At 65.7% G+C, this 20,739-nt stretch carries 26 protein-coding genes and 1 other annotated feature; of the genes, 20 read left to right on the plus strand and 6 right to left on the minus strand.

The window, feature by feature from the left end; all coding sequences use genetic code 11:
* Window positions 1-148: 148 nt before the first annotated feature.
* Both ACHUEU_RS15790 and ACHUEU_RS15795 read left to right on the plus strand, forming a co-directional pair.
* Window positions 149-688, plus strand: a complete 540-nt coding sequence (locus ACHUEU_RS15790) for a thermonuclease family protein (protein WP_259815697.1) — start codon at window positions 149-151, stop codon at window positions 686-688.
* 6 nt (window positions 689-694) lie between these two features.
* A complete protein-coding gene (locus ACHUEU_RS15795; RefSeq protein ID WP_394217058.1) occupies window positions 695-1,393 on the plus strand; it encodes a hypothetical protein in 699 nt (232 codons plus the stop codon).
* A gap of 53 nt (window positions 1,394-1,446) precedes the next feature.
* Here ACHUEU_RS15795 and ACHUEU_RS15800 read toward each other — a convergent pair whose 3' ends face one another.
* Window positions 1,447-1,590: a hypothetical protein gene (locus tag ACHUEU_RS15800; RefSeq protein WP_259815693.1), complete on the minus strand. Its 144-nt coding sequence runs from the start codon at window positions 1,588-1,590 to the stop codon at window positions 1,447-1,449.
* A gap of 203 nt (window positions 1,591-1,793) precedes the next feature.
* On the opposite strand from ACHUEU_RS15800, the gene ACHUEU_RS15805 reads away from it, so the two are divergent.
* Window positions 1,794-1,949, plus strand: coding sequence for a hypothetical protein (locus tag ACHUEU_RS15805; RefSeq protein WP_259815692.1), 156 nt, complete (start codon window positions 1,794-1,796; stop codon window positions 1,947-1,949).
* A gap of 262 nt (window positions 1,950-2,211) precedes the next feature.
* Here ACHUEU_RS15805 and ACHUEU_RS15810 read toward each other — a convergent pair whose 3' ends face one another.
* Window positions 2,212-2,757 (minus strand): TetR/AcrR family transcriptional regulator, encoded by a 546-nt coding sequence (locus ACHUEU_RS15810; RefSeq protein ID WP_394217059.1) that lies wholly within the window; start codon window positions 2,755-2,757, stop codon window positions 2,212-2,214.
* 149 nt (window positions 2,758-2,906) lie between these two features.
* On the opposite strand from ACHUEU_RS15810, the gene ACHUEU_RS15815 reads away from it, so the two are divergent.
* The 4 genes from ACHUEU_RS15815 to ACHUEU_RS15830 all read left to right on the plus strand — a co-directional run bounded on the left by ACHUEU_RS15815 (window position 2,907) and on the right by ACHUEU_RS15830 (window position 6,568).
* Window positions 2,907-3,674: a hypothetical protein gene (locus ACHUEU_RS15815; protein ID WP_394217060.1), complete on the plus strand. Its 768-nt coding sequence runs from the start codon at window positions 2,907-2,909 to the stop codon at window positions 3,672-3,674.
* A 44-nt stretch (window positions 3,675-3,718) separates the two neighbouring features.
* The gene (locus ACHUEU_RS15820) at window positions 3,719-3,898 is read left to right on the plus strand and encodes a hypothetical protein (protein WP_394217061.1); all 180 of its coding nucleotides are present in this window, start codon (window positions 3,719-3,721) and stop codon (window positions 3,896-3,898) included.
* A 484-nt stretch (window positions 3,899-4,382) separates the two neighbouring features.
* On the plus strand, window positions 4,383-5,567 hold the full coding sequence (locus ACHUEU_RS15825) for a Cmx/CmrA family chloramphenicol efflux MFS transporter (RefSeq protein WP_270410135.1): 1,185 nt from the start codon (window positions 4,383-4,385) through the stop codon (window positions 5,565-5,567).
* Window positions 5,564-6,568, plus strand: coding sequence for an IS481 family transposase (locus ACHUEU_RS15830; protein ID WP_394217062.1), 1,005 nt, complete (start codon window positions 5,564-5,566; stop codon window positions 6,566-6,568). Before ACHUEU_RS15825 ends, ACHUEU_RS15830 begins: the two co-directional genes overlap by 4 nt.
* Here ACHUEU_RS15830 and ACHUEU_RS15835 read toward each other — a convergent pair.
* Window positions 6,557-7,003: a P-loop nucleotide/nucleoside kinase family protein gene (locus tag ACHUEU_RS15835; protein WP_394217063.1), complete on the minus strand. Its 447-nt coding sequence runs from the start codon at window positions 7,001-7,003 to the stop codon at window positions 6,557-6,559. The two genes, ACHUEU_RS15830 and ACHUEU_RS15835, sit on opposite strands and share 12 nt — an antisense overlap.
* A gap of 214 nt (window positions 7,004-7,217) precedes the next feature.
* On the opposite strand from ACHUEU_RS15835, the gene ACHUEU_RS15840 reads away from it, so the two are divergent.
* Entirely contained in the window at window positions 7,218-8,354 is a 1,137-nt protein-coding gene (locus ACHUEU_RS15840) for an IS30 family transposase (protein WP_064846213.1), read from the plus strand.
* Window positions 8,355-8,593: 239 nt separating this feature from the next.
* Window positions 8,594-9,121 (plus strand): dihydrofolate reductase, encoded by a 528-nt coding sequence (locus tag ACHUEU_RS15845; protein ID WP_082943283.1) that lies wholly within the window; start codon window positions 8,594-8,596, stop codon window positions 9,119-9,121.
* Window positions 9,122-9,361: 240 nt separating this feature from the next.
* Here ACHUEU_RS15845 and ACHUEU_RS15850 read toward each other — a convergent pair whose 3' ends face one another.
* Together ACHUEU_RS15850 and ACHUEU_RS15855 are read right to left on the minus strand one after the other, a co-directional pair.
* The gene (locus ACHUEU_RS15850) at window positions 9,362-10,093 is read right to left on the minus strand and encodes a formylglycine-generating enzyme family protein (RefSeq protein WP_229730639.1); all 732 of its coding nucleotides are present in this window, start codon (window positions 10,091-10,093) and stop codon (window positions 9,362-9,364) included.
* A 166-nt stretch (window positions 10,094-10,259) separates the two neighbouring features.
* A complete protein-coding gene (locus ACHUEU_RS15855; RefSeq protein ID WP_394217064.1) occupies window positions 10,260-10,949 on the minus strand; it encodes an Abi family protein in 690 nt (229 codons plus the stop codon).
* Window positions 10,950-11,503: 554 nt separating this feature from the next.
* On the opposite strand from ACHUEU_RS15855, the gene ACHUEU_RS15860 reads away from it, so the two are divergent.
* The 6 genes from ACHUEU_RS15860 to ACHUEU_RS15885 all read left to right on the plus strand — a co-directional run bounded on the left by ACHUEU_RS15860 (window position 11,504) and on the right by ACHUEU_RS15885 (window position 15,812).
* On the plus strand, window positions 11,504-11,821 hold the full coding sequence (locus tag ACHUEU_RS15860; protein ID WP_010080477.1) for a helix-turn-helix domain-containing protein: 318 nt from the start codon (window positions 11,504-11,506) through the stop codon (window positions 11,819-11,821).
* Between the two features lie 17 nt (window positions 11,822-11,838).
* Window positions 11,839-12,768, plus strand: coding sequence for a transposase (locus ACHUEU_RS15865; RefSeq protein ID WP_394217065.1), 930 nt, complete (start codon window positions 11,839-11,841; stop codon window positions 12,766-12,768).
* Between the two features lie 276 nt (window positions 12,769-13,044).
* Window positions 13,045-13,863 carry a 23S ribosomal RNA methyltransferase Erm gene (gene erm, locus ACHUEU_RS15870; RefSeq protein ID WP_299306113.1) on the plus strand — a complete coding sequence of 273 codons (819 nt, stop codon included), beginning with the start codon at window positions 13,045-13,047 and terminating at the stop codon, window positions 13,861-13,863.
* The gene (locus tag ACHUEU_RS15875; RefSeq protein ID WP_394217066.1) at window positions 13,860-14,345 is read left to right on the plus strand and encodes a helix-turn-helix transcriptional regulator; all 486 of its coding nucleotides are present in this window, start codon (window positions 13,860-13,862) and stop codon (window positions 14,343-14,345) included. The genes erm and ACHUEU_RS15875 overlap by 4 nt, the downstream gene beginning before the upstream one ends.
* A 202-nt stretch (window positions 14,346-14,547) precedes the next feature.
* Complete coding sequence (locus ACHUEU_RS15880; protein ID WP_010080477.1) at window positions 14,548-14,865, plus strand: helix-turn-helix domain-containing protein; 318 nt, start codon at window positions 14,548-14,550, stop codon at window positions 14,863-14,865.
* A 17-nt stretch (window positions 14,866-14,882) separates the two neighbouring features.
* Window positions 14,883-15,812 carry a transposase gene (locus tag ACHUEU_RS15885; RefSeq protein ID WP_394217065.1) on the plus strand — a complete coding sequence of 310 codons (930 nt, stop codon included), beginning with the start codon at window positions 14,883-14,885 and terminating at the stop codon, window positions 15,810-15,812.
* A gap of 67 nt (window positions 15,813-15,879) precedes the next feature.
* On the opposite strand, the gene ACHUEU_RS15890 is transcribed toward ACHUEU_RS15885, so the two are convergent.
* Window positions 15,880-16,215: an MFS transporter gene (locus ACHUEU_RS15890; protein WP_394217067.1), complete on the minus strand. Its 336-nt coding sequence runs from the start codon at window positions 16,213-16,215 to the stop codon at window positions 15,880-15,882.
* A 15-nt stretch (window positions 16,216-16,230) separates the two neighbouring features.
* Between ACHUEU_RS15890 and ACHUEU_RS15895 the strand changes: the two genes are divergently transcribed.
* The 5 genes from ACHUEU_RS15895 to ACHUEU_RS15915 all read left to right on the plus strand — a co-directional run bounded on the left by ACHUEU_RS15895 (window position 16,231) and on the right by ACHUEU_RS15915 (window position 20,629).
* Window positions 16,231-17,477, plus strand: a protein-coding gene (locus tag ACHUEU_RS15895) for an IS3 family transposase (RefSeq protein ID WP_394217068.1) whose coding sequence is annotated in 2 segments (ribosomal slippage) — window positions 16,231-16,516 and window positions 16,516-17,477 — 1,248 coding nt in all. Because the reading frame shifts where the segments join, the coding sequence is not laid out codon by codon here.
* Window positions 16,509-16,637, plus strand: a sequence feature (AL1L pseudoknot). It overlaps the preceding gene by 129 nt.
* Window positions 17,478-17,687: 210 nt before the next feature.
* Window positions 17,688-18,539 (plus strand): sulfonamide-resistant dihydropteroate synthase Sul1, encoded by an 852-nt coding sequence (sul1, locus tag ACHUEU_RS15900; protein ID WP_000946487.1) that lies wholly within the window; start codon window positions 17,688-17,690, stop codon window positions 18,537-18,539.
* A gap of 127 nt (window positions 18,540-18,666) precedes the next feature.
* Window positions 18,667-19,167: a GNAT family N-acetyltransferase gene (locus ACHUEU_RS15905; RefSeq protein WP_000376623.1), complete on the plus strand. Its 501-nt coding sequence runs from the start codon at window positions 18,667-18,669 to the stop codon at window positions 19,165-19,167.
* Between the two features lie 168 nt (window positions 19,168-19,335).
* Window positions 19,336-20,100: an IS6-like element IS6100 family transposase gene (locus ACHUEU_RS15910; protein WP_001389365.1), complete on the plus strand. Its 765-nt coding sequence runs from the start codon at window positions 19,336-19,338 to the stop codon at window positions 20,098-20,100.
* A gap of 262 nt (window positions 20,101-20,362) precedes the next feature.
* Window positions 20,363-20,629, plus strand: a complete 267-nt coding sequence (locus ACHUEU_RS15915) for a hypothetical protein (RefSeq protein ID WP_299306108.1) — start codon at window positions 20,363-20,365, stop codon at window positions 20,627-20,629.
* Window positions 20,630-20,739 lie beyond the last annotated feature (110 nt).

A 20,739-nucleotide genomic window follows, 5' to 3' on the forward strand; every position in this document is an offset into this window, starting at 1 on the left:
CCCCCCCCCCCCCCCCCCGCACCCCACCCCCCCCCCCCCCCCCCCCCCCCCCACCCCCCCCCCCCCCCGGGGGGGGGGGGGGGCCCCCCCCCCCCCCCCCCCCCCCCCCGGCACACTCGACACGTCCCCTTCGACCAGGAGCCCTTACATGGCCACCACCCCGCTCCCGCTCCGAGCGCTTCTCACCGTCGCCGCCCTCGCAGCTCTCACAGTCGCCTGCACGCCCCGCACCCCCACCGAGCCCACCCAGGACACCACCGCCGTCGACTACGTCCTGGACGGCGACACCATCGAGGTCACCGACGCCGCCGGCAGCAGCCAGCGCGTGCGCCTCCTCGGCATCAACACCCCCGAGGTGCCGCACGACGACGAGCCTGGCCAGTGCGGGGGAGAGGCCGCCGCCGAGCAGCTGCGCACGCTGCTTCCCGAAGGCACCACCGTCGAACTCGTGAGCGACCCCGAGGCCGACGACGAAGACCGCTACGGCCGACTCCTGCGCTACGTCGAGCTCGAGGACGGCACCGACGCCGGCGCCGCCCTCATCGCCGCCGGCTACGCCTACGCCTGGGCACCCTCGAGCGAACCCGCACCAGCGCGCACGGCAGACTACGAGGCAGCCACCGCCACAGCCCGTGACGCCGGTGCCGGCACATGGAGCGCCTGCCCCGACCTCGACCAGAGCAAGTGATCAGCCATGACGGCACCCACACCAAGCCCCCGACCCGCACGATGGCGAGACATCCCCCTCGCCGCGTGGATCCTCTCGCGCGCCTTCACCAACGAGTCCCGCGTCGGCCGCCGCATCCACTCCCGACGCCTCGCACAGCTGCACGCCCTCGCCGTCACGCCGTTCTACCTGCTCATCGCGATCTACAGCACCGTGCCCGGACACCTCTACCTCGACCCATCCCGTACCGGCATAGCCGTCGCAGCGCCCCGTCGCAGCCTCCGCAGCCTCGCCGGAGGCGTCGCCGCGATCGCGTTCCTCGTCACGGTCGGCGTGCCCCTCAACCTCGCCGCAAGGCTCGAACCGGGGTACGTGCTCGAGCTCGGAGCCGGTGTCGTCGCGACACTCAGCGTCGCGCTGCTCCTCGACGCGATGATCGGCCGCCGACACAGCCGACGAGACCGAAAGCGGCTGCGCCCGCTCCGACGCAAGATCCCGGCAGGGGAGCGCTGGGACCTCATGATGCTTGCGCAGCTCCCCGACACCGAACCCGCCGCAGCGCGGCTCGCCCGGACCCTCCTGCGCACCATCATTCCCCCTGGCGTCGTCGTCACCGCCGTCGCCCACTCGGCCGAGCTGCACACGAAGTACATGCGCCACCGATTCACCCCGGCCCGCGGCCGCCAGCTCTTCTACATCGTCCCGACTCGCGACCCCGCCCCGTAGCCCGAACGCAGCAACGGGAGGGGCCGGCTCGCCAGCCGACCCCTCCCGCCTACTCACCGCCGGTGCCGTCCGCCACGACCCCGACGGCCCCGGCCCCGCTCCGCCTCGAGCAGCCGCATCGCGGCCGCGCAGAGGTTGAGCATCGCCGTCACCAGTGCCACCGCCATGACCAGCGCCTCCGCGATCTCCCGACTCACCTCCTCCCGCCGAGTGGGCGAGCCAGCCTACGCGCGCGCCCCGACGATCCGGACCGCCTCCCCCTAGGGGTCACAGGTCCTCTCCGCGCCGTCCTCCGCCGATGCGGCACACATACCGGTGAGACCCGCCGCCCACTGGGCGGTATGTCCCTCCGGTCGATCGGACGCGAAGCGTCCGGCTGGCGGGGCGGAAAGGATCACCCATGTGTCAGTTCACTGACCGCGACCCGATCAAGCGACACCGGCCCGGCACTCGCTGCCGCTACACGGGCCAGGTGGCCGGCGCCGACGGCTGCGGGAGCACCCTGCTGCTGCTCCTGCTCGCGGCCGCCCTCGTGCAGGGGGTGCTGCCCCTGTAGCCGGCACCTGCCCGACTAGCAAAGTTCAGCAGCACATGGGCGGAGGGCCGGGAGTGCCGGCCGGACGTCTGCACTGCGTCGGCGCTCCTGGCGGGGATGAGCCGCTGCCCAGCAGCGGCCCGCCGCCCACGCCCAGGTAGCGTGTTCGACGTGGCCCGCACCCCAGCGCTTTCCCCCGGCGGCGAGGGTGCGGGCCACCACCCTCGCGCCTTGCGGCCGAGCTGAGTCTCATAACCGGTGAGCCCACGAGAGCGTCGAGCAGCTACCCGGCCAATGCCCGCTCGAGGACCGCGTGCGCCCACCGAACCGGGCGGTCGTCGCCGCGGTTCATGAGCTGGGCCGTGAGTCCGGTGATGACGGTGTGGAGGTGGTCAAGAGCGACGACGTCGCCCCTGATGCCCCGAGCGCGGAGCGCTTGGGCGCATACGTCGCGGATCGTCCCGTCGACCTCCCGCCAGATCGGCTGCAGACCGGGTTCTGTGAGCGCGCTAGCGCTGAGGACCTGCAGCACGGACGCTTCGAGACGGCGCTCGGCGTCGAGCGGCAGTAGCGCCTCGAGCAGCATCCGCGCCCGCTCCGGCCCCTCGGCCGGTTCCGCCGGCAGGCCACTGACGCGTTGGCGGATCGCCGGCGCGATCGCTTCGAGGGCGCGCTCCCGCACCACCGCGTGATTCGGCATCGTGTACAGCATCGAGCTCGGTGGCACGTCGGCCTCGGCGGCGAGAGCCTTCACGGTGAGGGCGCCGAGGCCCTCACGGGCGATCAGCCGCCAGGCAGCCGCGACCACTCGAGCGTCCCGCTCGCGCATGCGCTTCGATCTGATAGCCACACCGCATCGTGCCACCGCGATCAGCTTCCGGCGCGCAGGAGAGGAGCCAGGCGGGCGGTTCCCTTGCGTGTCAGGCCTGCCTGACATAGTCTGTCAGCAGATCCTGACACCTGCGTAAGGAGTAGATCATGGGATGGGTGACGGAGGCCGGCGGTGAGGTGCACGAGGGCTACGTCGCCTGGCTCGCATCGGACGGGCGGGCCACGGGCGGTAGTCGCCTCGACGGCGTCGTCTTCATGAATCCTCGATGGGCCTACGGCGTCGACGAGTCGGTCGAGCCGTTCGACTTCACGGTGCCGTGGGCCGAGGTCACCGGATGGCGGGTCCAGTGCGAATGCGGGTGGCGCGGGACCACCTGGCAGCGCGACGAAGCGACCAATGACGACCCGACGGAAGAGCAGCTCGACGCCGATCACATGCTCCTGCCAGACGGGCGCACCCTCGAGGATGTAGGCCACGAGGAGTGGAAGCGGCACGTGCAGCCCCTCGCCACGGCCGAGTCGGTCCGCTCCGCCGCCGCGGCCGTCAGGGACGCGGAAGCCGCCCTCGACGATGCGGTCGCAGCAGCGCGAGCCGGTGATCCTCCTGCCACCTGGGAACAGATCGGGCGCGCTGTCGGGATTAGCCGTCAGAGCGCCCACGAACGGTGGGCACGGAACCCATCCCCATCGGCCGCGGCCCAGCAGCTACTCGTCGAGGACGGCATGCTCACGTTCCGGGGTGCGAGACCGACCATGCAGAGCAGGCAGATGTTGGAGCCGAGCGCCCCGACGAGCCAGCGAGCAACGCGAGTGGGCGAGGAGGACATCGTCATTCTTCGTTCGGGGCGGGGGTCGCGGGAGGGGAGCGACGTAAAGGGCCTACCGGATAGTTGTCAGCCACTCTCGGCAGAGTGAACCGAACGCCGGGGGACCGCCTCAACCGCACAAGGAGCCTGACCATGTCTTCTGCAATCACTATTGCCAGCCTCGCCCTTTCCGTGGTCGGCCTGGTCTGCGTCATCGCCGTTCTCAGGCGCGCGGACGCCGCCGGTCACCCGGCGAACTTCTCGCTGATCGTTCCGGCGGGGCTACTCGCTCTCGCGCTCGGCGTGGTCGGAATTGTCGGCCTATTCAGCTAGGACAAGCAAGCTCGACAGTAGCGGGCCTGGCACACCTACCACCGTAGCGCGCGGGCATACACGAGCCACGACCGCGCCATAAACGGTCGGATATGCGCCGATGAGCGGGGGGCCTCGCTGACATCCTGCGGTCTACGGCATGTGGTGGAACCGGATCTGCTGCACGAGCGCGGCAATCTGGGCCGGGTCGGCCGTGTCCTGGGCATCGACCACTAGCTGTTGCGGGGCAGGACGTTGATGACGATGCCGCGGCGCGCGCAAAGGATGTGCAGTGTCGAGGGAGCGTCGGTAGGGTGAAGAGCATGGCGTGCCCTGAATCAGACACTCAGGGGGCTTTCGGTCACACCGTCAGCCCCCAGACCTCCTGAGTCCTTAACCCGCCGCCTGCGCCTGTGCGCTGAGCGGGCTCTTGGGCAGCTCCCTGGGCGCTGGCCGTGGTGACGAGACGTTTCCCCCTTTTCGTTCTCGTTCCTCGGAGCCCTCCATGCCCTTCGCCCTCTACCTGCTTGCCCTGGCTGTCTTTGCCATGGGCACATCTGAGTTCATGCTTGCTGGCCTCGTGCCAGACATCGCCGCCAGTGTCGGTGTCTCTGTCGGCACAGCTGGGCTACTCACCTCTGCCTTTGCGGTCGGGATGATTCTCGGTGCGCCCGCCATGGCAGCTCTCACCCGTCGGTGGCCCGCCCGGACCACCTTGCTCGGGTGCGTGGTCATCTTCGCTGCCTGTCACGTCGTCGCCGCCACTGCCGAGACCTTCTCCGTGCTGTTCGCAACTCGTGTGGTTGCCGCGGTTGCCAACGCCGGTTTCCTGGCCGTTGCACTCAGCACCGCGACCCGCCTCGTGGCCCCCAGCCGGAAGGGCCGCGCTCTTGCCATCCTCCTCTCGGGCACCACGATCGCCATGGTCGCCGGTGTTCCCGCGGGGGCTCTACTTGGCACGGCGCTGGGATGGCGGGCCACGTTTTGGGCGGTAGCCTTCCTGTGCGTTCCTGCTGCAATCGGCATCCTCACCGGGATCCGTCCACAGCTGAGAGCCACGCAGGACGAAGCCAACGATGGCCCGTCTCTCGCCTTCGAGTTGGCGCAGCTCCGCGTGCCCCGTCTTTTCACGGCGATGCTGCTCGCTGCGCTGGTCAATGGCGGGACTTTCGCCGCGTTTACGTTCCTCGCGCCGGTCGTGACCGGGACAGCGGGTCTGGGCCAGGTGTGGGTACCGGTGGCTCTGGTGTTGTTCGGCATCGGGTCCTTCATGGGAGTCAGCATTGCCGGGCGACTGTCTGACCAGCACCCGCGAATGCTCCTCGTTGTGGCCGCGCCGCTCCTGTTAGTTGGGTGGCTGTTGCTCGCGGTGCTTGCTGGGCACTCCGTGCCGCTGCTCGTCCTGGTGTTCCTGCTGGGAATGCTGGCATTCGCTGTGGGAAGCACCATGATCGCTCGAGTGCTCTACGCAGCATCGGAAGCGCCCACCATGGGTGGTTCCTACGCGACTGCCGCTCTCAACATCGGGGCCGCTGCTGGTCCGGCGCTCGGAGCGGTAGCGCTCGAGAGCTCGAGCAACCTTGGTCCCGTGTGGGCAGCGACCGCGCTGACCGCTCTCGCACTCCTCGTGATGCTGCCCACGCTGCGCATCATCGCCCCGCGGGTACGGAATGTGGAGGCTGCCAAGTGACGCACGCTAATGCTCCGTTGAGCCTTGAAGGTCGACGCCGGCTCGTGAATCGGTGCCTGACCCGGCCGATCGCGCACGTAGCTGCCGAGATGGGCATCTCACGCGCGTGCGCTTCGAAGTGGGTCAACCGGTGGAGACGCCATGGCGAAGCCGGGCTCCAAGACCGTGCTTCGACGCCCCACCACAGCAGTACCGCGACAGCAGCCTGTGTCATCCAACAGATCGAGGTCTGGCGGCGAGAGCACAAGTGGTCCGCCCAGCGCATTGCCTACGAGCTCGCCGAGCTGGACGTCAGGATCAACCGGCGTGCCGTCAGCCGACACCTGAGCCGGCTCGGCCTTGGCCGACGCCGATTCATCGACCCTGGCGGCGACACCAATCGCAAGCCAGGGAAGATCACCGCCCGCTGGCCCGGCCATATGGTGCACCTCGACGTGAAGAAGGTCGGCCGAATCCCTGACGGCGGCGGCTGGCGCATTCATGGGCGCAACAGCGACCAGGCTAGGACCGCGGGTCGCGCGAAGTCAGCTGGGGCGAAGCGGGGGTACACCTACCTGCACTCCGCCGTCGACGGATTCTCCCGACTCTCGTACACCGAGCCGCTGACCGACGAGAAGGGACTCACGGCGGCAGCGTTCCTCGCCCGAGCTAAGGCCTGGTTCGCCGCTCACGGGATCTCGCACATCCACCGCATCATCACCGATAACGGTGCGTGCTACCGCTCGGCCGACTTCGCTCGAATCGTCGGCAACCGCACGCGACACCAGAAGACCAGGCCCTACACGCCCCGACACAACGGGAAGGTGGAGCGCTACCAGCGAATCTTGGCCGAGGAACTGCTATACGCCCGAGAGTTCAAGAGCGAAGAAGCCCGCGACGCCGCGATCGAAATCTGGAATATCCACTACAACTACCACCGCCCCCACAGTGGAGCGGGCGGACATCCCCCAGCATCTCGGCTCCGTGCTCGCGTCACCAACGTCTGGCCCTCATACAACTAGCGCTTCCTCGTCAGTCGGAGGTTCGAAGCCTGCCCGGTGGTCGCGGAGAACGGCATCGGTCACGTCCGGGCGGCCGTAGGACTGCCTGTTGGCGTGCACGCGGGCCTGCTGAAGTTCGGGGCTGATCTGGACCCACACGATCACGAACGGAGCATCGGACTGGTCTGCGACTTCCCGCCAGCCGTCCCTGATGAACCGTGGCGACCCGGTGTCATCAACGACGACATGACGACCCGCGTCCAGTAGCTCACGCCCGCGCTCGTGCGCGATCCGGTTAGTCTCGGCCCACTCCTCCAACGGGATGCCTTGACCCCCGTACAGGCCGCGTTCCTCGTTGACGAGGTCGAGACTGACAAGGCTGGCAGGCAGCGCCTCGGCCAGTCTCGCCGCAAGGGTGCTCTTGCCGGCGAAGGAGAGTCCGCACATGAGTGCCATAGTCATCCTCGCAACCTACCGCCGCCGCTCCTGGGTGTCGCCCGAATAGCTCGGCTAGCCAGGCGCATCGACGGGGCAGGGGCTGTGCCGTAAACGGTCGTTCCTGGCGCAGTGGACAGTCGTACCCTGACTAGCCGATAACTGGGGCAGTCTCAACCGATCAAGGCATCACCCGTGATGGCAGTATGCGCTTGGACGGAAGGAGACGGTTGGGATGGCATTGAGCATGGAAGAGCAAGATGCCGTGTGGGAGAGATGGCGAGCGGGCGAGCCGATGCGCGTGATTGCCAGAACGGTGCGCTGCAGCCGCGAAGCGGTACGGAGACGCCTGGCAAACTCTGGTGGGATCCGCCCAGCACCGCGCCGTCGCGCTGCTCTGCGGTTGTCACTGGCGCAGAGGGAGGAGATTTCCCGGGGAATCGCGGCCGGTGATTCCGCTCGAACGATCGCTGCTCGACTCGGACGGTCAGACTCCTCGATCTCGCGGGAGATCTCCCGGAACGGCGGCCGTGACCAGTACAGGGCTGCCAAGGCAGATGAGCGCGCTTGGCAGCTCGCGCAACGCCCCAAACTCAGCAAGCTCGATGCGAACGATGAGCTGCGCACCGCCGTGAAGCAGAAACTGCATGAGGACTGGTCGCCGGAACAAATCGCGGCCTGGCTACGACGGGACTTCTCTGACGACCCGACGATGCAGATCTCTCACGAGGCGATCTATCGGACCCTCTACACCGCCACCTGCCCGGCCCTACCCTCCGAGATGAGCGTCCACCTGCGCTCCGGCCGTCGACTCCGCACGTCGCGCCAGTCGCGCCGCACCGGACACGGACGCGGTCGCTTGCGGAACATGGTCTCGATCCATGATCGCCCGACACGCATTGAGACACGTGACGAGGTCGGACACTGGGAAGGTGACCTCGTGATGGGCCGCCGGCCCAGCGCCGTAGCGACGCTTGTCGAGCGCTCCACCCGTGCAGTTCGCTTAGTGAAGCTACCGGGGATCAAAGGCCCGGACGTACGCGACGCTCTGATCCGGAACCTTCAGAATCTTCCGCCGTGGCTCTTGCGGTCGCTCACCTGGGACCGCGGAAGAGAGATGTCCGAGCACGAGCGAATCGCCCATGAGCTCGGCATCCAGGTTTACTTCTGCGACCCCCGCTCACCCTGGCAACGGGGCTCGAACGAGAACACTAACCGGCTCCTGCGCCAGTACCTTCCAAAACAAGCAGACTTGTCTCGGTACACCCAGGTCGACCTCGACCGGATCGCAGAGAAGATCAACACACGCCCGCGCTACGTTCTCGGATGGGACACCAGCCAGGACCGACTCCGCGATGTCCTCATCGCCTGACACCCGAGACTCGGTCGACGATCGACCTCTCAGCGGCGTGAACTTGCAGCTGCCGAATCAGATGACGTTGGAATCGCGATGCGCTTCTGCTTGCGCGATCACCTCGGGCGTCCACTCCTCCTCCGACACCATGCGAGCAAGCTCCCAGCGCCCATGCACCGCACACTTCTGGAAGCGTCTGGTCCCGAGTAGGATGGATTTGAAGGAGACGAACGGGAACCAGACGGTATGCTCGTCACATGAAGCCAGTAATCCTGATCGCCGCGATCGATAACGATCGTGGCATCGGCCTAAGAGGTTCAATGCCCTGGAAGATCCCAGGGGAGGCTAAATACACAGCGCAGCGCACGCTTAGAACATCTTCTCCGGACATGATCAATGCGCTCATTATGGGGCGAAAGACATATGAGTCCCTACCCCCTCACCGGCGCCCCCTCCCAGGCCGCCACAGCCTCGTAATTACTTCTCGGAGCATTGGGGAGCCAGTTGGTGTTGCCACCTCCGTCGATGAAGCACTGAGGGTGTGCGGAGAGATGTCAGACGTCGAGTCGATCTTCGTGTTTGGTGGTGCGGAAATCTATTCCCAGGCACTCGCTGCCGCCCTCCCGGATACATTGCTAATAAGCAATATTCCAGGACACTATGGGTGCGACACATTCCTCGACCCCATTCCGTCCACCTATCGACTAGAGCGCACTTCCAACCATAAGCACGGTACCGTGATGGTTCGGCACGAAACCTATGTCAGGGATTTTGGAAAAGAATGAGCTAATCCCGTAGCTCTAGTTGTGGCAGTAGGGACTGATGCGCGGGAAGGAGTCACTCGCGCCGTCGCGAGGTAGGTACCAATCTGGGGCACCACAGCAGGACAGTTACCGGACCGTCGTTTACGGTTCCCAATAGGACCCGAGTGCGCACTTTTGCGACACATCTGTCGCACTGGATATACCTCAGCAGCACGGCCCGGAGCGTCGTTAACGACGGCGGTATCAGGATTCCAAATCTTCCTAGCGCGAACCAGGCAGGGACAAGGGCGTCCAGCCGAGCGGTAAAGGACCAGACACTGCCGCTCGTTCGCGATCTCTCGCTTCGGACCACCCCTGGACTTCCCGACCGGAGCGAAGGGCGCCTCGGGCGAGTCGCAACCCGCTGCCTTCCAGCAGTGCATCCGGGGCGCTGCCTCGCCTGACCGACGCGCGGACACTCCACGGTTTGTCAGCCCAGCTTCCGCCACGAAAGACCCGGTAGTTCCCATAGCGCGCGGGATCGAGGTAGTCCCAGCACCACTCCCAGACGTTGCCGAGAGTGTCGTACAGGCCGAAGGCGTTGGGCTCCTTCAGGGCGACGCGGTGCGGTCCCTCCCCCGCGTCCAGAGTGGTCCAGGCGACGCCGGAAAGCGGGCCGTAGTGTGGACCCTTCGTGCCCGCGCGGCACCCGTACTCCCACTCGGCCTCTGTGGGCAGGCGGAAGCCGTCAGACTCGAGCTTCCACTGCACCTCATCGCCTGAGATGCGATATGCCGTCGACAGTCCATGCGCCTCGGAAAGCTCGTTGCAGATACTCACGGCTTGCTTCCACGTGATCCCGCTGAGCGGCAGATCGCAGGTGTCGACCGTGACGGGAGTACGGCCGAGAGAGAACGCCTCCAGCGCCACGGTGCGATGCTCGGAGCGTCGCGCATCGTGAAGCGTTACCTTTCCGGCTGGGAGGGCGATCAGATCATCGGGAAGGCTCTGCACAAGGTGAGCGTATCGAAGGTCGCGAGTGGACAAGGTATGGTCTCCGCATCGAGGTCTGGTGATGCGTTGACCGGTTGAGACTGCCGGTCTTTTCGGCTAGTTGAGCGTCCGTGGGCCCCGTCCGAGCGATGGAGTGAGTGTGGAGCCTAAGTTGGCGCTGCTATTCCTATGGTTTCGCTGCCAGTAGCCCCGGGACAGCGCTGTTCGTTGCGATGTGCTGGCTGAGCGGTGTCGAGAGGGAGCGCGCTACGAAAATGATGCGTCTGCGTAGATTCTCCGGCTGCTGGTCGAAGATGGACTCGTTGTGGGCCAGGCGATTACGGGCGTCGCGTAGCGAAGATAGTGCATCGTGCAGCTGGGCGCGGTCTGTGCCGGCCGTATAGGCAAAACGGAGCGAAGGTATCCAGAGCGTCTTTTCGTGAAGGCTGTCGGTTAAATAGGTCCAGAAGCCAAACATGATCTCAGCAATGACCTTTCCGCGATTCACTGTTCCGCCGTCCGTGTAGCCAGCGTATTTTCTCGCAGTCTTGATCGCGCCTCGAGGGGTGGCGTTCTTGTCCTGCATGCTTCCGTTGGAGTCGGCCACAAGGTGGGGAGCCCAGAGCTGGTCGTAGATTGCTCGGGTGATCCAGTCTTGGCCCGCGGCGAGGGGATGGGCTAGCAGTTGGCGGTCGTAGGCATTGCGTAGGCCGACCTCAAGATGCCCCAGGTCGTGCAATAAGGCTGACGAAACGCGCGCGTTCCACTCGTAGAGTCGAAGGGCGCGGTCGGGGTCTTGACCAGCGGCCTTCAGATACTTGTTGTAGCGACCTGGTGTGAGCCACTCTGTAACCCAGGAGTCAGAACCCGTCGACATGCACGCTCCAGTCCGGTATGCTTGGCGGCAGCGAGAGCCCTTGATGACCGATGCCTCACGGTATGTTACTCGGGCCACGATCTTGGGAAGCCCCGGTATCAGGAAACTGACCCGGGGTTTCTCGCTGTTCGGCCCGGATCGGTCGAGCGTTCTCGACGCACAAGGCCTCCTCATCCCGTGTCCACGCTCAGGTGCCCCGGCATCAAGCTCGTTCGTGTAGCTGACGGTGAGCGTGTCGTTAGGGCTGGCTGCATGGTGTCGAGGATGCGGAGAGTTGCGCGAGAGGCAGACGGGGTACCCCACGTTGGGAGAGGGTGCACCTCATCGGTGGAGAATGCGTACTCTCGCCGCCAGTGCTTCATTCGGGTATACCCCACGAGGCAGATCTGTCGCAGAACTGCCGTTTTGGACTCTGTGGAACAGGGAAGACTACGGTCGCGTAGCTGTCGCTCAGGGTGTGCCTCAACAGGACAGATGTGTCGTGTTGTGGTGTCTGTGTCGCGCGTCAGACTTAGTGGCAGGGCCGTTATGTAGGTCCTGAAGGAGAGTCAGACATGGGTAGACCACCCTCGATTCCGGCGGAGAAGAAGACCCGGATAGTGCTGAGCGTGCTGGCCGGCGAGATGTCCATCGCCGAAGCGGCACGCAAGGAGAAAGTCAGTGAGCAGTCCATCGGACGGTGGAAGGCCGAGTTCCTGGAAGCCGGCAAGACCGCCCTGGTGGCCGGCAGGTCCGGACCATCCTCCCGAGAGGAACAGCTGGAGGCCGAGGTCGCCGAGCTGACCCAGGCCTTGGGCGAGGCACACCTGGAGGCCAGGGTGTGGAAGAAGTCCGCGGAGGGCCGGCTGGGCCCTTCGAGGACCTCGAGGTGATCCGCGTGGAAGCGGGCATGTCGACCGCGAGGTTCTGCCAGCTCTTCGACATGCCCGAGCGGACCTGGCGCCGCTGGCAGGCCAAGGCCCGCACCGGGACGGCGGTGAAGGGACCGTGGCCGCAACCGGCACGGCAGGCCGCCAGGGAACTGGTGGTCAAGCACGCGTTGGCCCATCCGGCGTGGGGGCATCGGAAGATCTGGGCGATGGTCCGCCACGACGGGCATGTGGTTTCCGAGGCGACCGTGCTGCGGATCCTTCGCGACGAGGGGCTGATTCTGCCCGCGCAGTACCCACGGGAGCGACGGAAGCTGGCCGAGCGGCGCAAGGCCGCGTTCGCCACCGAGCCGACCGGTCCGAACCAAGTCTGGCAGCTGGACTTCAGCGAGTTCGAGACCACCACCGGAGGGACCTGGCGGCTGGCCGGGTGCCGGGACTACTGGTCCAAGTACGAGCACCCCTTCCACGTTTCGCCCACCGGGAACCAGCACGACGCGATCGACGCGATCGAGTTGGCCCTGGCCGACTACGAGGCCATGTTCGGTCACCCGCTGGTCGAGGCCTGCCCGGTCGATCCCGAGACCGGTGAGCTGTTGCCCGTGGTGACCATCGTGACGGACAACGGCGGGCCGTTCCGGTCCTTCCGCTTCGAGTCCTTCATCGCCGCCCACCCCGAGCTACACCACGTGCGCACCCGAGTGAAGACCCCGGGGCAGAACGGGTCCCGTGAACGCGGCTTCGGCACGCTGAAGTACGAACGGCTCTACCTGGACGAGATCGACGACGCGATCGTGCTCGCCGAGCGGGCCGAGGACTACCGGATCGAGTACAACGAGCTCCGGCCCCACGAGGCCATCTCATGGAACCGGCCCAAGGAGGTGCACCTGGGCCTGGCCGACCCCACCACCCCGACATTCAAAACCAAGGAAATCCTGCCAACTACTTGACGTGGGGCATCGTGCACCAACGGCCTGCGAGCTGGTTCTGACCGGTGGTGATACGGATCTGCGCGTCTTTGTCGCATGGACGGGTTATTGGGTCGCCGAGTGGCGGTGGGGTCGCCTACTCTGGTTGGCATGTTGGTTTACGGCACTGCTTCGCTGCGTCTGCGCAGCCGCTAACGGCGGCGAGCACCCTCCACAGGTTGTTGCTCCCGCCCCCGGTGATCACGGCCGGGCGGCTCTTTCAGCGTGCCCGGCTCCGCAACAACCACGGAGCAAACAGTGCCTACCTATCGAGGTGGCCGTCATGAGCACGGCCAGAACTTCCTGACTGACCCATCCACTATCGCCACGATCACACGGCTCGTGGCCACCACCGAGGGCCCGATCATCGAGATCGGCCCCGGTGACGGAGCACTCACCTCGCCGCTGGCCAAGCTCGGGCGACCGGTGACAGCCGTCGAAATCGACACCCGGCTCGCCCGACGCTTGACCCAACGACTCCCACCGCACGCGGAGGTCGTCGCCGACGACTTCCTGACCTACCGGCTTCCCACGTCTGCGCATGTGCTCGTCGGCAACCTGCCGTTTCACCAGACCACAGCCATGCTGCGACGCATCCTGCACGCCCCGGCATGGACCGATGCCATCGTGCTCGTGCAATGGGAAGTTGCGCGGCGCAGAGCAGGCGTTGGCGGTGCCACGATGATGACCGCGCAATGGGCGCCCTGGTACGAGTTCACGCTGCAAAGTCGTGTTCCCGCTCGCGCGTTCACCCCACGTCCGGGCGTCGACGGTGGAATCCTCACCATCCACCGCCGCGAACACCCGCTGCTGACTCCGTCCGAGCGACGCCAGTTCCACGCCCTGGTCCACCGCGTCTACACCGGTCCCGGACGCGGGCTCGCCCAGATCCTCGCACGCAACACCTCGCTCGGCTCGCCACAGGCGGCACAGGCGTGGCTGAGGGGCCACGGCGTGAAAGCCGCCGGACTGCCGAGAGACTTGCCCGTCGAGGCATGGGTGGACTTGTTCAAGACCACGGGCTCCTCGCCACCGCCCCGCCGCACGCAGTCGTCCTCAGGAGGGCGGCGGCGATGAGCATCGAACCCTCGTGGCGAGTCTGCCCTGACGAGATCACACCCAGCCATGTGTGCCCGACCGAGACAGCCGCACACCATGCAGCACGGCTCCTCGCTCAAGGCCCCGGACGGGATTGGCGACTTCGTGACCTCGCCAACCTCGTGCACCTGTCCACGTCACAACTGGGCAGGGCCTTCAGCCAAAGCTTCGGGATGCCGCCCATGCGGTACCTCGCTCATGTTCGGGCCCACCGGCTGGCCGAGCTCCTGGTCGAAACCGACCTTCCGATCGGTGTCGCCATGACACGAGTCGGGTGGCGCAACCGCGGCCACGCCGCACGACAGTTCACCGCCATCATCGGGGTCAGCCCATCCGCGTACCGACTCACCGCGACCCAACGAGCAAGCCTGAAATGCCCGTGCTGTGGACAGCGAAGCGAGCTGCCCGATGACGGCCACAGAGCGCTCTGGCCTCGGCCCTGCCAGGACAGAGATCCGTGACACGGTCATCCGGATGCGGGCTGATCTCGCTCACCGGTGGACCTTGGCCGAACTCGCACAGGATGCACACCTGTCGCGGTCACGGCTCGGGGGCCTGTTCGTGGAGCAGTTCGGCGTCCCTCCAATCGCGTTGCTGGCTCGGTTTGTCGCGCGTCAGACTTAGTGGCAGGGCCGTTATGTAGGTCCTGAAGGAGAGTCAGACATGGGTAGACCACCCTCGATTCCGGCGGAGAAGAAGACCCGGATAGTGCTGAGCGTGCTGGCCGGCGAGATGTCCATCGCCGAAGCGGCACGCAAGGAGAAAGTCAGTGAGCAGTCCATCGGACGGTGGAAGGCCGAGTTCCTGGAAGCCGGCAAGACCGCCCTGGTGGCCGGCAGGTCCGGACCATCCTCCCGAGAGGAACAGCTGGAGGCCGAGGTCGCCGAGCTGACCCAGGCCTTGGGCGAGGCACACCTGGAGGCCAGGGTGTGGAAGAAGTCCGCGGAGGGCCGGCTGGGCCCTTCGAGGACCTCGAGGTGATCCGCGTGGAAGCGGGCATGTCGACCGCGAGGTTCTGCCAGCTCTTCGACATGCCCGAGCGGACCTGGCGCCGCTGGCAGGCCAAGGCCCGCACCGGGACGGCGGTGAAGGGACCGTGGCCGCAACCGGCACGGCAGGCCGCCAGGGAACTGGTGGTCAAGCACGCGTTGGCCCATCCGGCGTGGGGGCATCGGAAGATCTGGGCGATGGTCCGCCACGACGGGCATGTGGTTTCCGAGGCGACCGTGCTGCGGATCCTTCGCGACGAGGGGCTGATTCTGCCCGCGCAGTACCCACGGGAGCGACGGAAGCTGGCCGAGCGGCGCAAGGCCGCGTTCGCCACCGAGCCGACCGGTCCGAACCAAGTCTGGCAGCTGGACTTCAGCGAGTTCGAGACCACCACCGGAGGGACCTGGCGGCTGGCCGGGTGCCGGGACTACTGGTCCAAGTACGAGCACCCCTTCCACGTTTCGCCCACCGGGAACCAGCACGACGCGATCGACGCGATCGAGTTGGCCCTGGCCGACTACGAGGCCATGTTCGGTCACCCGCTGGTCGAGGCCTGCCCGGTCGATCCCGAGACCGGTGAGCTGTTGCCCGTGGTGACCATCGTGACGGACAACGGCGGGCCGTTCCGGTCCTTCCGCTTCGAGTCCTTCATCGCCGCCCACCCCGAGCTACACCACGTGCGCACCCGAGTGAAGACCCCGGGGCAGAACGGGTCCCGTGAACGCGGCTTCGGCACGCTGAAGTACGAACGGCTCTACCTGGACGAGATCGACGACGCGATCGTGCTCGCCGAGCGGGCCGAGGACTACCGGATCGAGTACAACGAGCTCCGGCCCCACGAGGCCATCTCATGGAACCGGCCCAAGGAGGTGCACCTGGGCCTGGCCGACCCCACCACCCCGACATTCAAAACCAAGGAAATCCTGCCAACTACTTGACGCGGGACATCTGGAGGCGTTTGACACCTACTCGCGCTTCAGTCCCCTCCTTGCGAGGCCTTGCAGGCTATTCGCGTCGGGGTTCAGTGGGGGTGGAGCGTTCCATAAGGCGCCATGCTCCGCCGAGTAGTGGCGTGAGGGTGGCGGTGATGTAGATGACGGCGATGATGGCGAAGGTCGGGCGGACGCCGACGAGGCTGGCGCCGAGCCCGCCGACGAGTCCACCGAGTGGCATTCCTGCCCAGGCGCCTGCGGTGACGAGGCCGAATACTCTGGCTCTGAGGCCGGCGGGGACGCGTTGGTACTGGACGGAGCCGATGATGGGGTTGAGTGCCCCGGCGGCAAGCCCGCAGAGCGCGGCAGTAGTGAATCGCCCCGGGTCTGGTGGAGGCTCTGATCCCACGGGAGGATGAGGAGCATGGCAGCACCGAGGAAGTACCCCGATGAGCTTCGGGAGAGGGCCACGAGGATGGCCGTGGAAGCGCGGCTGGACCCCGCGACGAGGTCGGGAACGTTCCGCCGAGTAGGCGAGCAGCTCGGGATCAATCCCGAGACGCTAAGGAACTGGGTCGTGCAGGCCGAGATCGACGGCGGACACCGTCCCGGGACCACGACCAGCGATGCCGAGCGACTCGCTGAGCTGGAGAAGGAAGTGCGCGAGCTGCGCCGGGCGAACGCGATCCTGCGGTCGGCCTCGGCTTTTTTCGCAGCGGAGCTCGACCGCCCACAGCGTTGATCGTCCAGTTCATCGACCAGTACAAGCATGAGTTCGGCGTCGAGCCGATCTGCCGCACGCTCACCGCAGCAGGCACGCAGATCGCGCCGAGCACCTACTACGCCTTCAAGACCCGCCCGCCCTCGAAGCGGGCGGTCCGTGATCGGGAACTGCTGGTTCAGATCCGGCGCGTTCACGCGAAGAACTTCGGGGTCTACGGCGCGAAGAAGCTCCACGCTCAGCTGCGCCGGGAAGGTATCTCGGTCGCACGCTGCACCGTGGAACGGTTGATGAGAGCCGAGGGGCTGCGCGGGATCAGCCGAGAGAAGGGCCCGCGGACAACGCTCCCCGGCGACGGTCCAGACTCCCGTCCTGACCTGGTCGAACGTGACTTCACCGCGACCGCTCCGAACCAGCTGTGGGTCGCGGACATCACCTACTGCCGCACGTTCGCGGGCTGGGTCTATGCCGCGTTCGTCATCGATGTGTTCTCCCGCCGCGTGGTCGGCTGGCAGCTGTCGAAGTCGCTGCGGACCGACCTCGCCCTGGACGCGCTGGAGATGGGCATCTGGACTCGCGAGCACGCAGGCCACGACGTCTCCGGGCTCACGCACCACAGCGACAGGGGCGTCCAGTACGTCGCTGTCCGCTACACCCAGCGCCTCGCGGAAGCCGGGGCAGTCGCGTCAGTCGGCTCGACCGGCGACTCCTATGACAATGCCCTGGCCGAGGCCTTCAACTCGCTGTTCAAAGCGGAGCTGGTCCGCAACCACGGGCCCTGGAAGAACATCGACGAGCTCGAGATCGCGACCGCGGAATACATCGACTGGTTCAACCACCGACGACTCCACGGCGAGATCGGCATGATCCCGCCCGTCGAGCTCGAAGAGAACTACCATCACCACCAGACCGTGCCGGCGACTGCCGACGCGGCACTTGCGAGCCTCTAACAAACCCGGGGCGATTCAAGCTATAATGCAAGTAGCGTATGCGCTCACGCAACTGGTCCAGAACCTTGACCGAACGCAGCGGTGGTAACGGCGCAGTGGCGGTTTTCATGGCTTGTTATGACTGTTTTTTTGTACAGTCTATGCCTCGGGCATCCAAGCAGCAAGCGCGTTACGCCGTGGGTCGATGTTTGATGTTATGGAGCAGCAACGATGTTACGCAGCAGGGTGACGGTGTTCGGCATTCTGAATCTCACCGAGGACTCCTTCTTCGATGAGAGCCGGCGGCTAGACCCCGCCGGCGCTGTCACCGCGGCGATCGAAATGCTGCGAGTCGGATCAGACGTCGTGGATGTCGGACCGGCCGCCAGCCATCCGGACGCGAGGCCTGTATCGCCGGCCGATGAGATCAGACGTATTGCGCCGCTCTTAGACGCCCTGTCCGATCAGATGCACCGTGTTTCAATCGACAGCTTCCAACCGGAAACCCAGCGCTATGCGCTCAAGCGCGGCGTGGGCTACCTGAACGATATCCAAGGATTTCCTGACCCTGCGCTCTATCCCGATATTGCTGAGGCGGACTGCAGGCTGGTGGTTATGCACTCAGCGCAGCGGGATGGCATCGCCACCCGCACCGGTCACCTTCGACCCGAAGACGCGCTCGACGAGATTGTGCGGTTCTTCGAGGCGCGGGTTTCCGCCTTGCGACGGAGCGGGGTCGCTGCCGACCGGCTCATCCTCGATCCGGGGATGGGATTTTTCTTGAGCCCCGCACCGGAAACATCGCTGCACGTGCTGTCGAACCTTCAAAAGCTGAAGTCGGCGTTGGGGCTTCCGCTATTGGTCTCGGTGTCGCGGAAATCCTTCTTGGGCGCCACCGTTGGCCTTCCTGTAAAGGATCTGGGTCCAGCGAGCCTTGCGGCGGAACTTCACGCGATCGGCAATGGCGCTGACTACGTCCGCACCCACGCGCCTGGAGATCTGCGAAGCGCAATCACCTTCTCGGAAACCCTCGCGAAATTTCGCAGTCGCGACGCCAGAGACCGAGGGTTAGATCATGCCTAGCATTCACCTTCCGGCCGCCCGCTAGCGGACCCTGGTCAGGTTCCGCGAAGGTGGGCGCAGACATGCTGGGCTCGTCAGGATCAAACTGCACTATGAGGCGGCGGTTCATACCGCGCCAGGGGAGCGAATGGACAGCGAGGAGCCTCCGAACGTTCGGGTCGCCTGCTCGGGTGATATCGACGAGGTTGTGCGGCTGATGCACGACGCTGCGGCGTGGATGTCCGCCAAGGGAACGCCCGCCTGGGACGTCGCGCGGATCGACCGGACATTCGCGGAGACCTTCGTCCTGAGATCCGAGCTCCTAGTCGCGAGTTGCAGCGACGGCATCGTCGGCTGTTGCACCTTGTCGGCCGAGGATCCCGAGTTCTGGCCCGACGCCCTCAAGGGGGAGGCCGCATATCTGCACAAGCTCGCGGTGCGACGGACACATGCGGGCCGGGGTGTCAGCTCCGCGCTGATCGAGGCTTGCCGCCATGCCGCGCGAACGCAGGGGTGCGCCAAGCTGCGGCTCGACTGCCACCCGAACCTGCGTGGCCTATACGAGCGGCTCGGATTCACCCACGTCGACACTTTCAATCCCGGCTGGGATCCAACCTTCATCGCAGAACGCCTAGAACTCGAAATCTAACGTCCGTTCGGGCATCGAGGTCCATGTCGGGGTGGGACGGGCCCGTGGCTTCAAGATCACTTGCAGTCCGACCGCGATGTCTTGGTTGCGCGAGAGGTTGTCGATATGGCTCTGTTGCAAAAATCGTGAAGCTTGAGCATGCTTGGCGGAGATTGGACGGACGGAACGATGACGGATTTCAAGTGGCGCCATTTCCAGGGTGATGTGATCCTGTGGGCGGTGCGCTGGTATTGTCGCTATCCGATCAGCTATCGCGACCTTGAGGAAATGCTGGCGGAACGCGGCATTTCGGTCGACCATACGACGATCTATCGCTGGGTCCAGTGCTACGCCCCGGAGATGGAGAAGCGGCTGCGCTGGTTCTGGCGGCGTGGCTTTGATCCGAGCTGGCGCCTGGATGAAACCTACGTCAAGGTGCGGGGCAAGTGGACCTACCTGTACCGGGCAGTCGACAAGCGGGGCGACACGATCGATTTCTACCTGTCGCCGACCCGCAGCGCCAAGGCAGCGAAGCGGTTCCTGGGCAAGGCCCTGCGAGGCCTGAAGCACTGGGAAAAGCCTGCCACGCTCAATACCGACAAAGCGCCGAGCTATGGTGCAGCGATCACCGAATTGAAGCGCGAAGGAAAGCTGGACCGGGAGACGGCCCACCGGCAGGTGAAGTATCTCAATAACGTGATCGAGGCCGATCACGGAAAGCTCAAGATACTGATCAAGCCGGTGCGCGGTTTCAAATCGATCCCCACGGCCTATGCCACGATCAAGGGATTCGAAGTCATGCGAGCCCTGCGCAAAGGACAGGCTCGCCCCTGGTGCCTGCAGCCCGGCATCAGGGGCGAGGTGCGCCTTGTGGAGAGAGCTTTTGGCATTGGGCCCTCGGCGCTGACGGAGGCCATGGGCATGCTCAACCACCATTTCGCAGCAGCCGCCTGATCGGCGCAGAGCGACAGCCTACCTCTGACTGCCGCCAATCTTTGCAACAGAGCCGCCTCACGGACTACGCCGACCGCTGCGCCCGCCGCGCCGCCCAGACCGCCGGCCGCGACCCCGCCCTCCTCGAGGGTGCCGTCGAGGTCCGAGACATGGCCTCCCGCACTCAGATCCTCCTCAACGCCATCCACCACACCCACGCGACCGCCGTACTGTCTGGCCGCTCTGGAAGGATGGCCGCACGGCTCAACCAGGGAGCAGAACGATGACCATTCAAGACATGGTTGATGAAATGAACGAACGTGGGACGTTCTGGTGGATGGTCCACACGCTGAACCGCCTACCCATCCCCGACTGGCTGTTCCTGGTCATGATGATCGTCGCGGCCCTGACCCTCGTTGTCGGGCTACTCAAGGTGCTCGACGTCATGGAGGAGCAGCGCGACCAGGACTTCAAGGCCCGAGCCGCGCGCCTCGGATACATGAAAGCGGACGGACGTGCCTCGGGCTCCAACGAGGACACTGCACCGTAAACGGTCGTTTGTGGCACAGCACCGCTGTCATGGTGGGGTATACCTCCGAGTGCAGATCTGTCACGAAACTGCCGATTCGGACCTTGCGTGACGGGGAATCCTACGGTGCC

The organism is Brachybacterium vulturis, assembly GCF_043641765.1.
In the GTDB taxonomy this organism is placed as follows: Bacteria; Actinomycetota; Actinomycetes; order Actinomycetales; family Dermabacteraceae; genus Brachybacterium; species Brachybacterium vulturis_A.

Bases quoted from the DNA above. Each gene is read 5' to 3' on its own strand.
- ACHUEU_RS15790 (WP_259815697.1), top strand. From the start codon at position 149: ATGGCCACCACCCCGCTCCCGCTCCGAGCGCTTCTCACCGTCGCCGCC.
- ACHUEU_RS15795 (WP_394217058.1), top strand. From the start codon at position 695: ATGACGGCACCCACACCAAGCCCCCGACCCGCACGATGGCGAGACATC.
- ACHUEU_RS15805 (WP_259815692.1), top strand. From the start codon at position 1,794: ATGTGTCAGTTCACTGACCGCGACCCGATCAAGCGACACCGGCCCGGC.
- ACHUEU_RS15810 (WP_394217059.1), bottom strand. From the start codon at position 2,757: ATGCGCGAGCGGGACGCTCGAGTGGTCGCGGCTGCCTGGCGGCTGATC.
- ACHUEU_RS15815 (WP_394217060.1), top strand. From the start codon at position 2,907: ATGGGATGGGTGACGGAGGCCGGCGGTGAGGTGCACGAGGGCTACGTC.
- ACHUEU_RS15820 (WP_394217061.1), top strand. From the start codon at position 3,719: ATGTCTTCTGCAATCACTATTGCCAGCCTCGCCCTTTCCGTGGTCGGC.
- ACHUEU_RS15825 (WP_270410135.1), top strand. From the start codon at position 4,383: ATGCCCTTCGCCCTCTACCTGCTTGCCCTGGCTGTCTTTGCCATGGGC.
- ACHUEU_RS15835 (WP_394217063.1), bottom strand. From the start codon at position 7,003: ATGGCACTCATGTGCGGACTCTCCTTCGCCGGCAAGAGCACCCTTGCG.
- ACHUEU_RS15840 (WP_064846213.1), top strand. From the start codon at position 7,218: ATGGCATTGAGCATGGAAGAGCAAGATGCCGTGTGGGAGAGATGGCGA.
- ACHUEU_RS15845 (WP_082943283.1), top strand. From the start codon at position 8,594: ATGAAGCCAGTAATCCTGATCGCCGCGATCGATAACGATCGTGGCATC.
- ACHUEU_RS15855 (WP_394217064.1), bottom strand. From the start codon at position 10,949: ATGTCGACGGGTTCTGACTCCTGGGTTACAGAGTGGCTCACACCAGGT.
- ACHUEU_RS15860 (WP_010080477.1), top strand. From the start codon at position 11,504: ATGGGTAGACCACCCTCGATTCCGGCGGAGAAGAAGACCCGGATAGTG.
- ACHUEU_RS15865 (WP_394217065.1), top strand. From the start codon at position 11,839: ATGTCGACCGCGAGGTTCTGCCAGCTCTTCGACATGCCCGAGCGGACC.
- ACHUEU_RS15875 (WP_394217066.1), top strand. From the start codon at position 13,860: ATGAGCATCGAACCCTCGTGGCGAGTCTGCCCTGACGAGATCACACCC.
- ACHUEU_RS15880 (WP_010080477.1), top strand. From the start codon at position 14,548: ATGGGTAGACCACCCTCGATTCCGGCGGAGAAGAAGACCCGGATAGTG.
- ACHUEU_RS15885 (WP_394217065.1), top strand. From the start codon at position 14,883: ATGTCGACCGCGAGGTTCTGCCAGCTCTTCGACATGCCCGAGCGGACC.
- sul1 (WP_000946487.1), top strand. From the start codon at position 17,688: ATGTTACGCAGCAGGGTGACGGTGTTCGGCATTCTGAATCTCACCGAG.
- ACHUEU_RS15905 (WP_000376623.1), top strand. From the start codon at position 18,667: ATGGACAGCGAGGAGCCTCCGAACGTTCGGGTCGCCTGCTCGGGTGAT.
- ACHUEU_RS15910 (WP_001389365.1), top strand. From the start codon at position 19,336: ATGACGGATTTCAAGTGGCGCCATTTCCAGGGTGATGTGATCCTGTGG.
- ACHUEU_RS15915 (WP_299306108.1), top strand. From the start codon at position 20,363: ATGACCATTCAAGACATGGTTGATGAAATGAACGAACGTGGGACGTTC.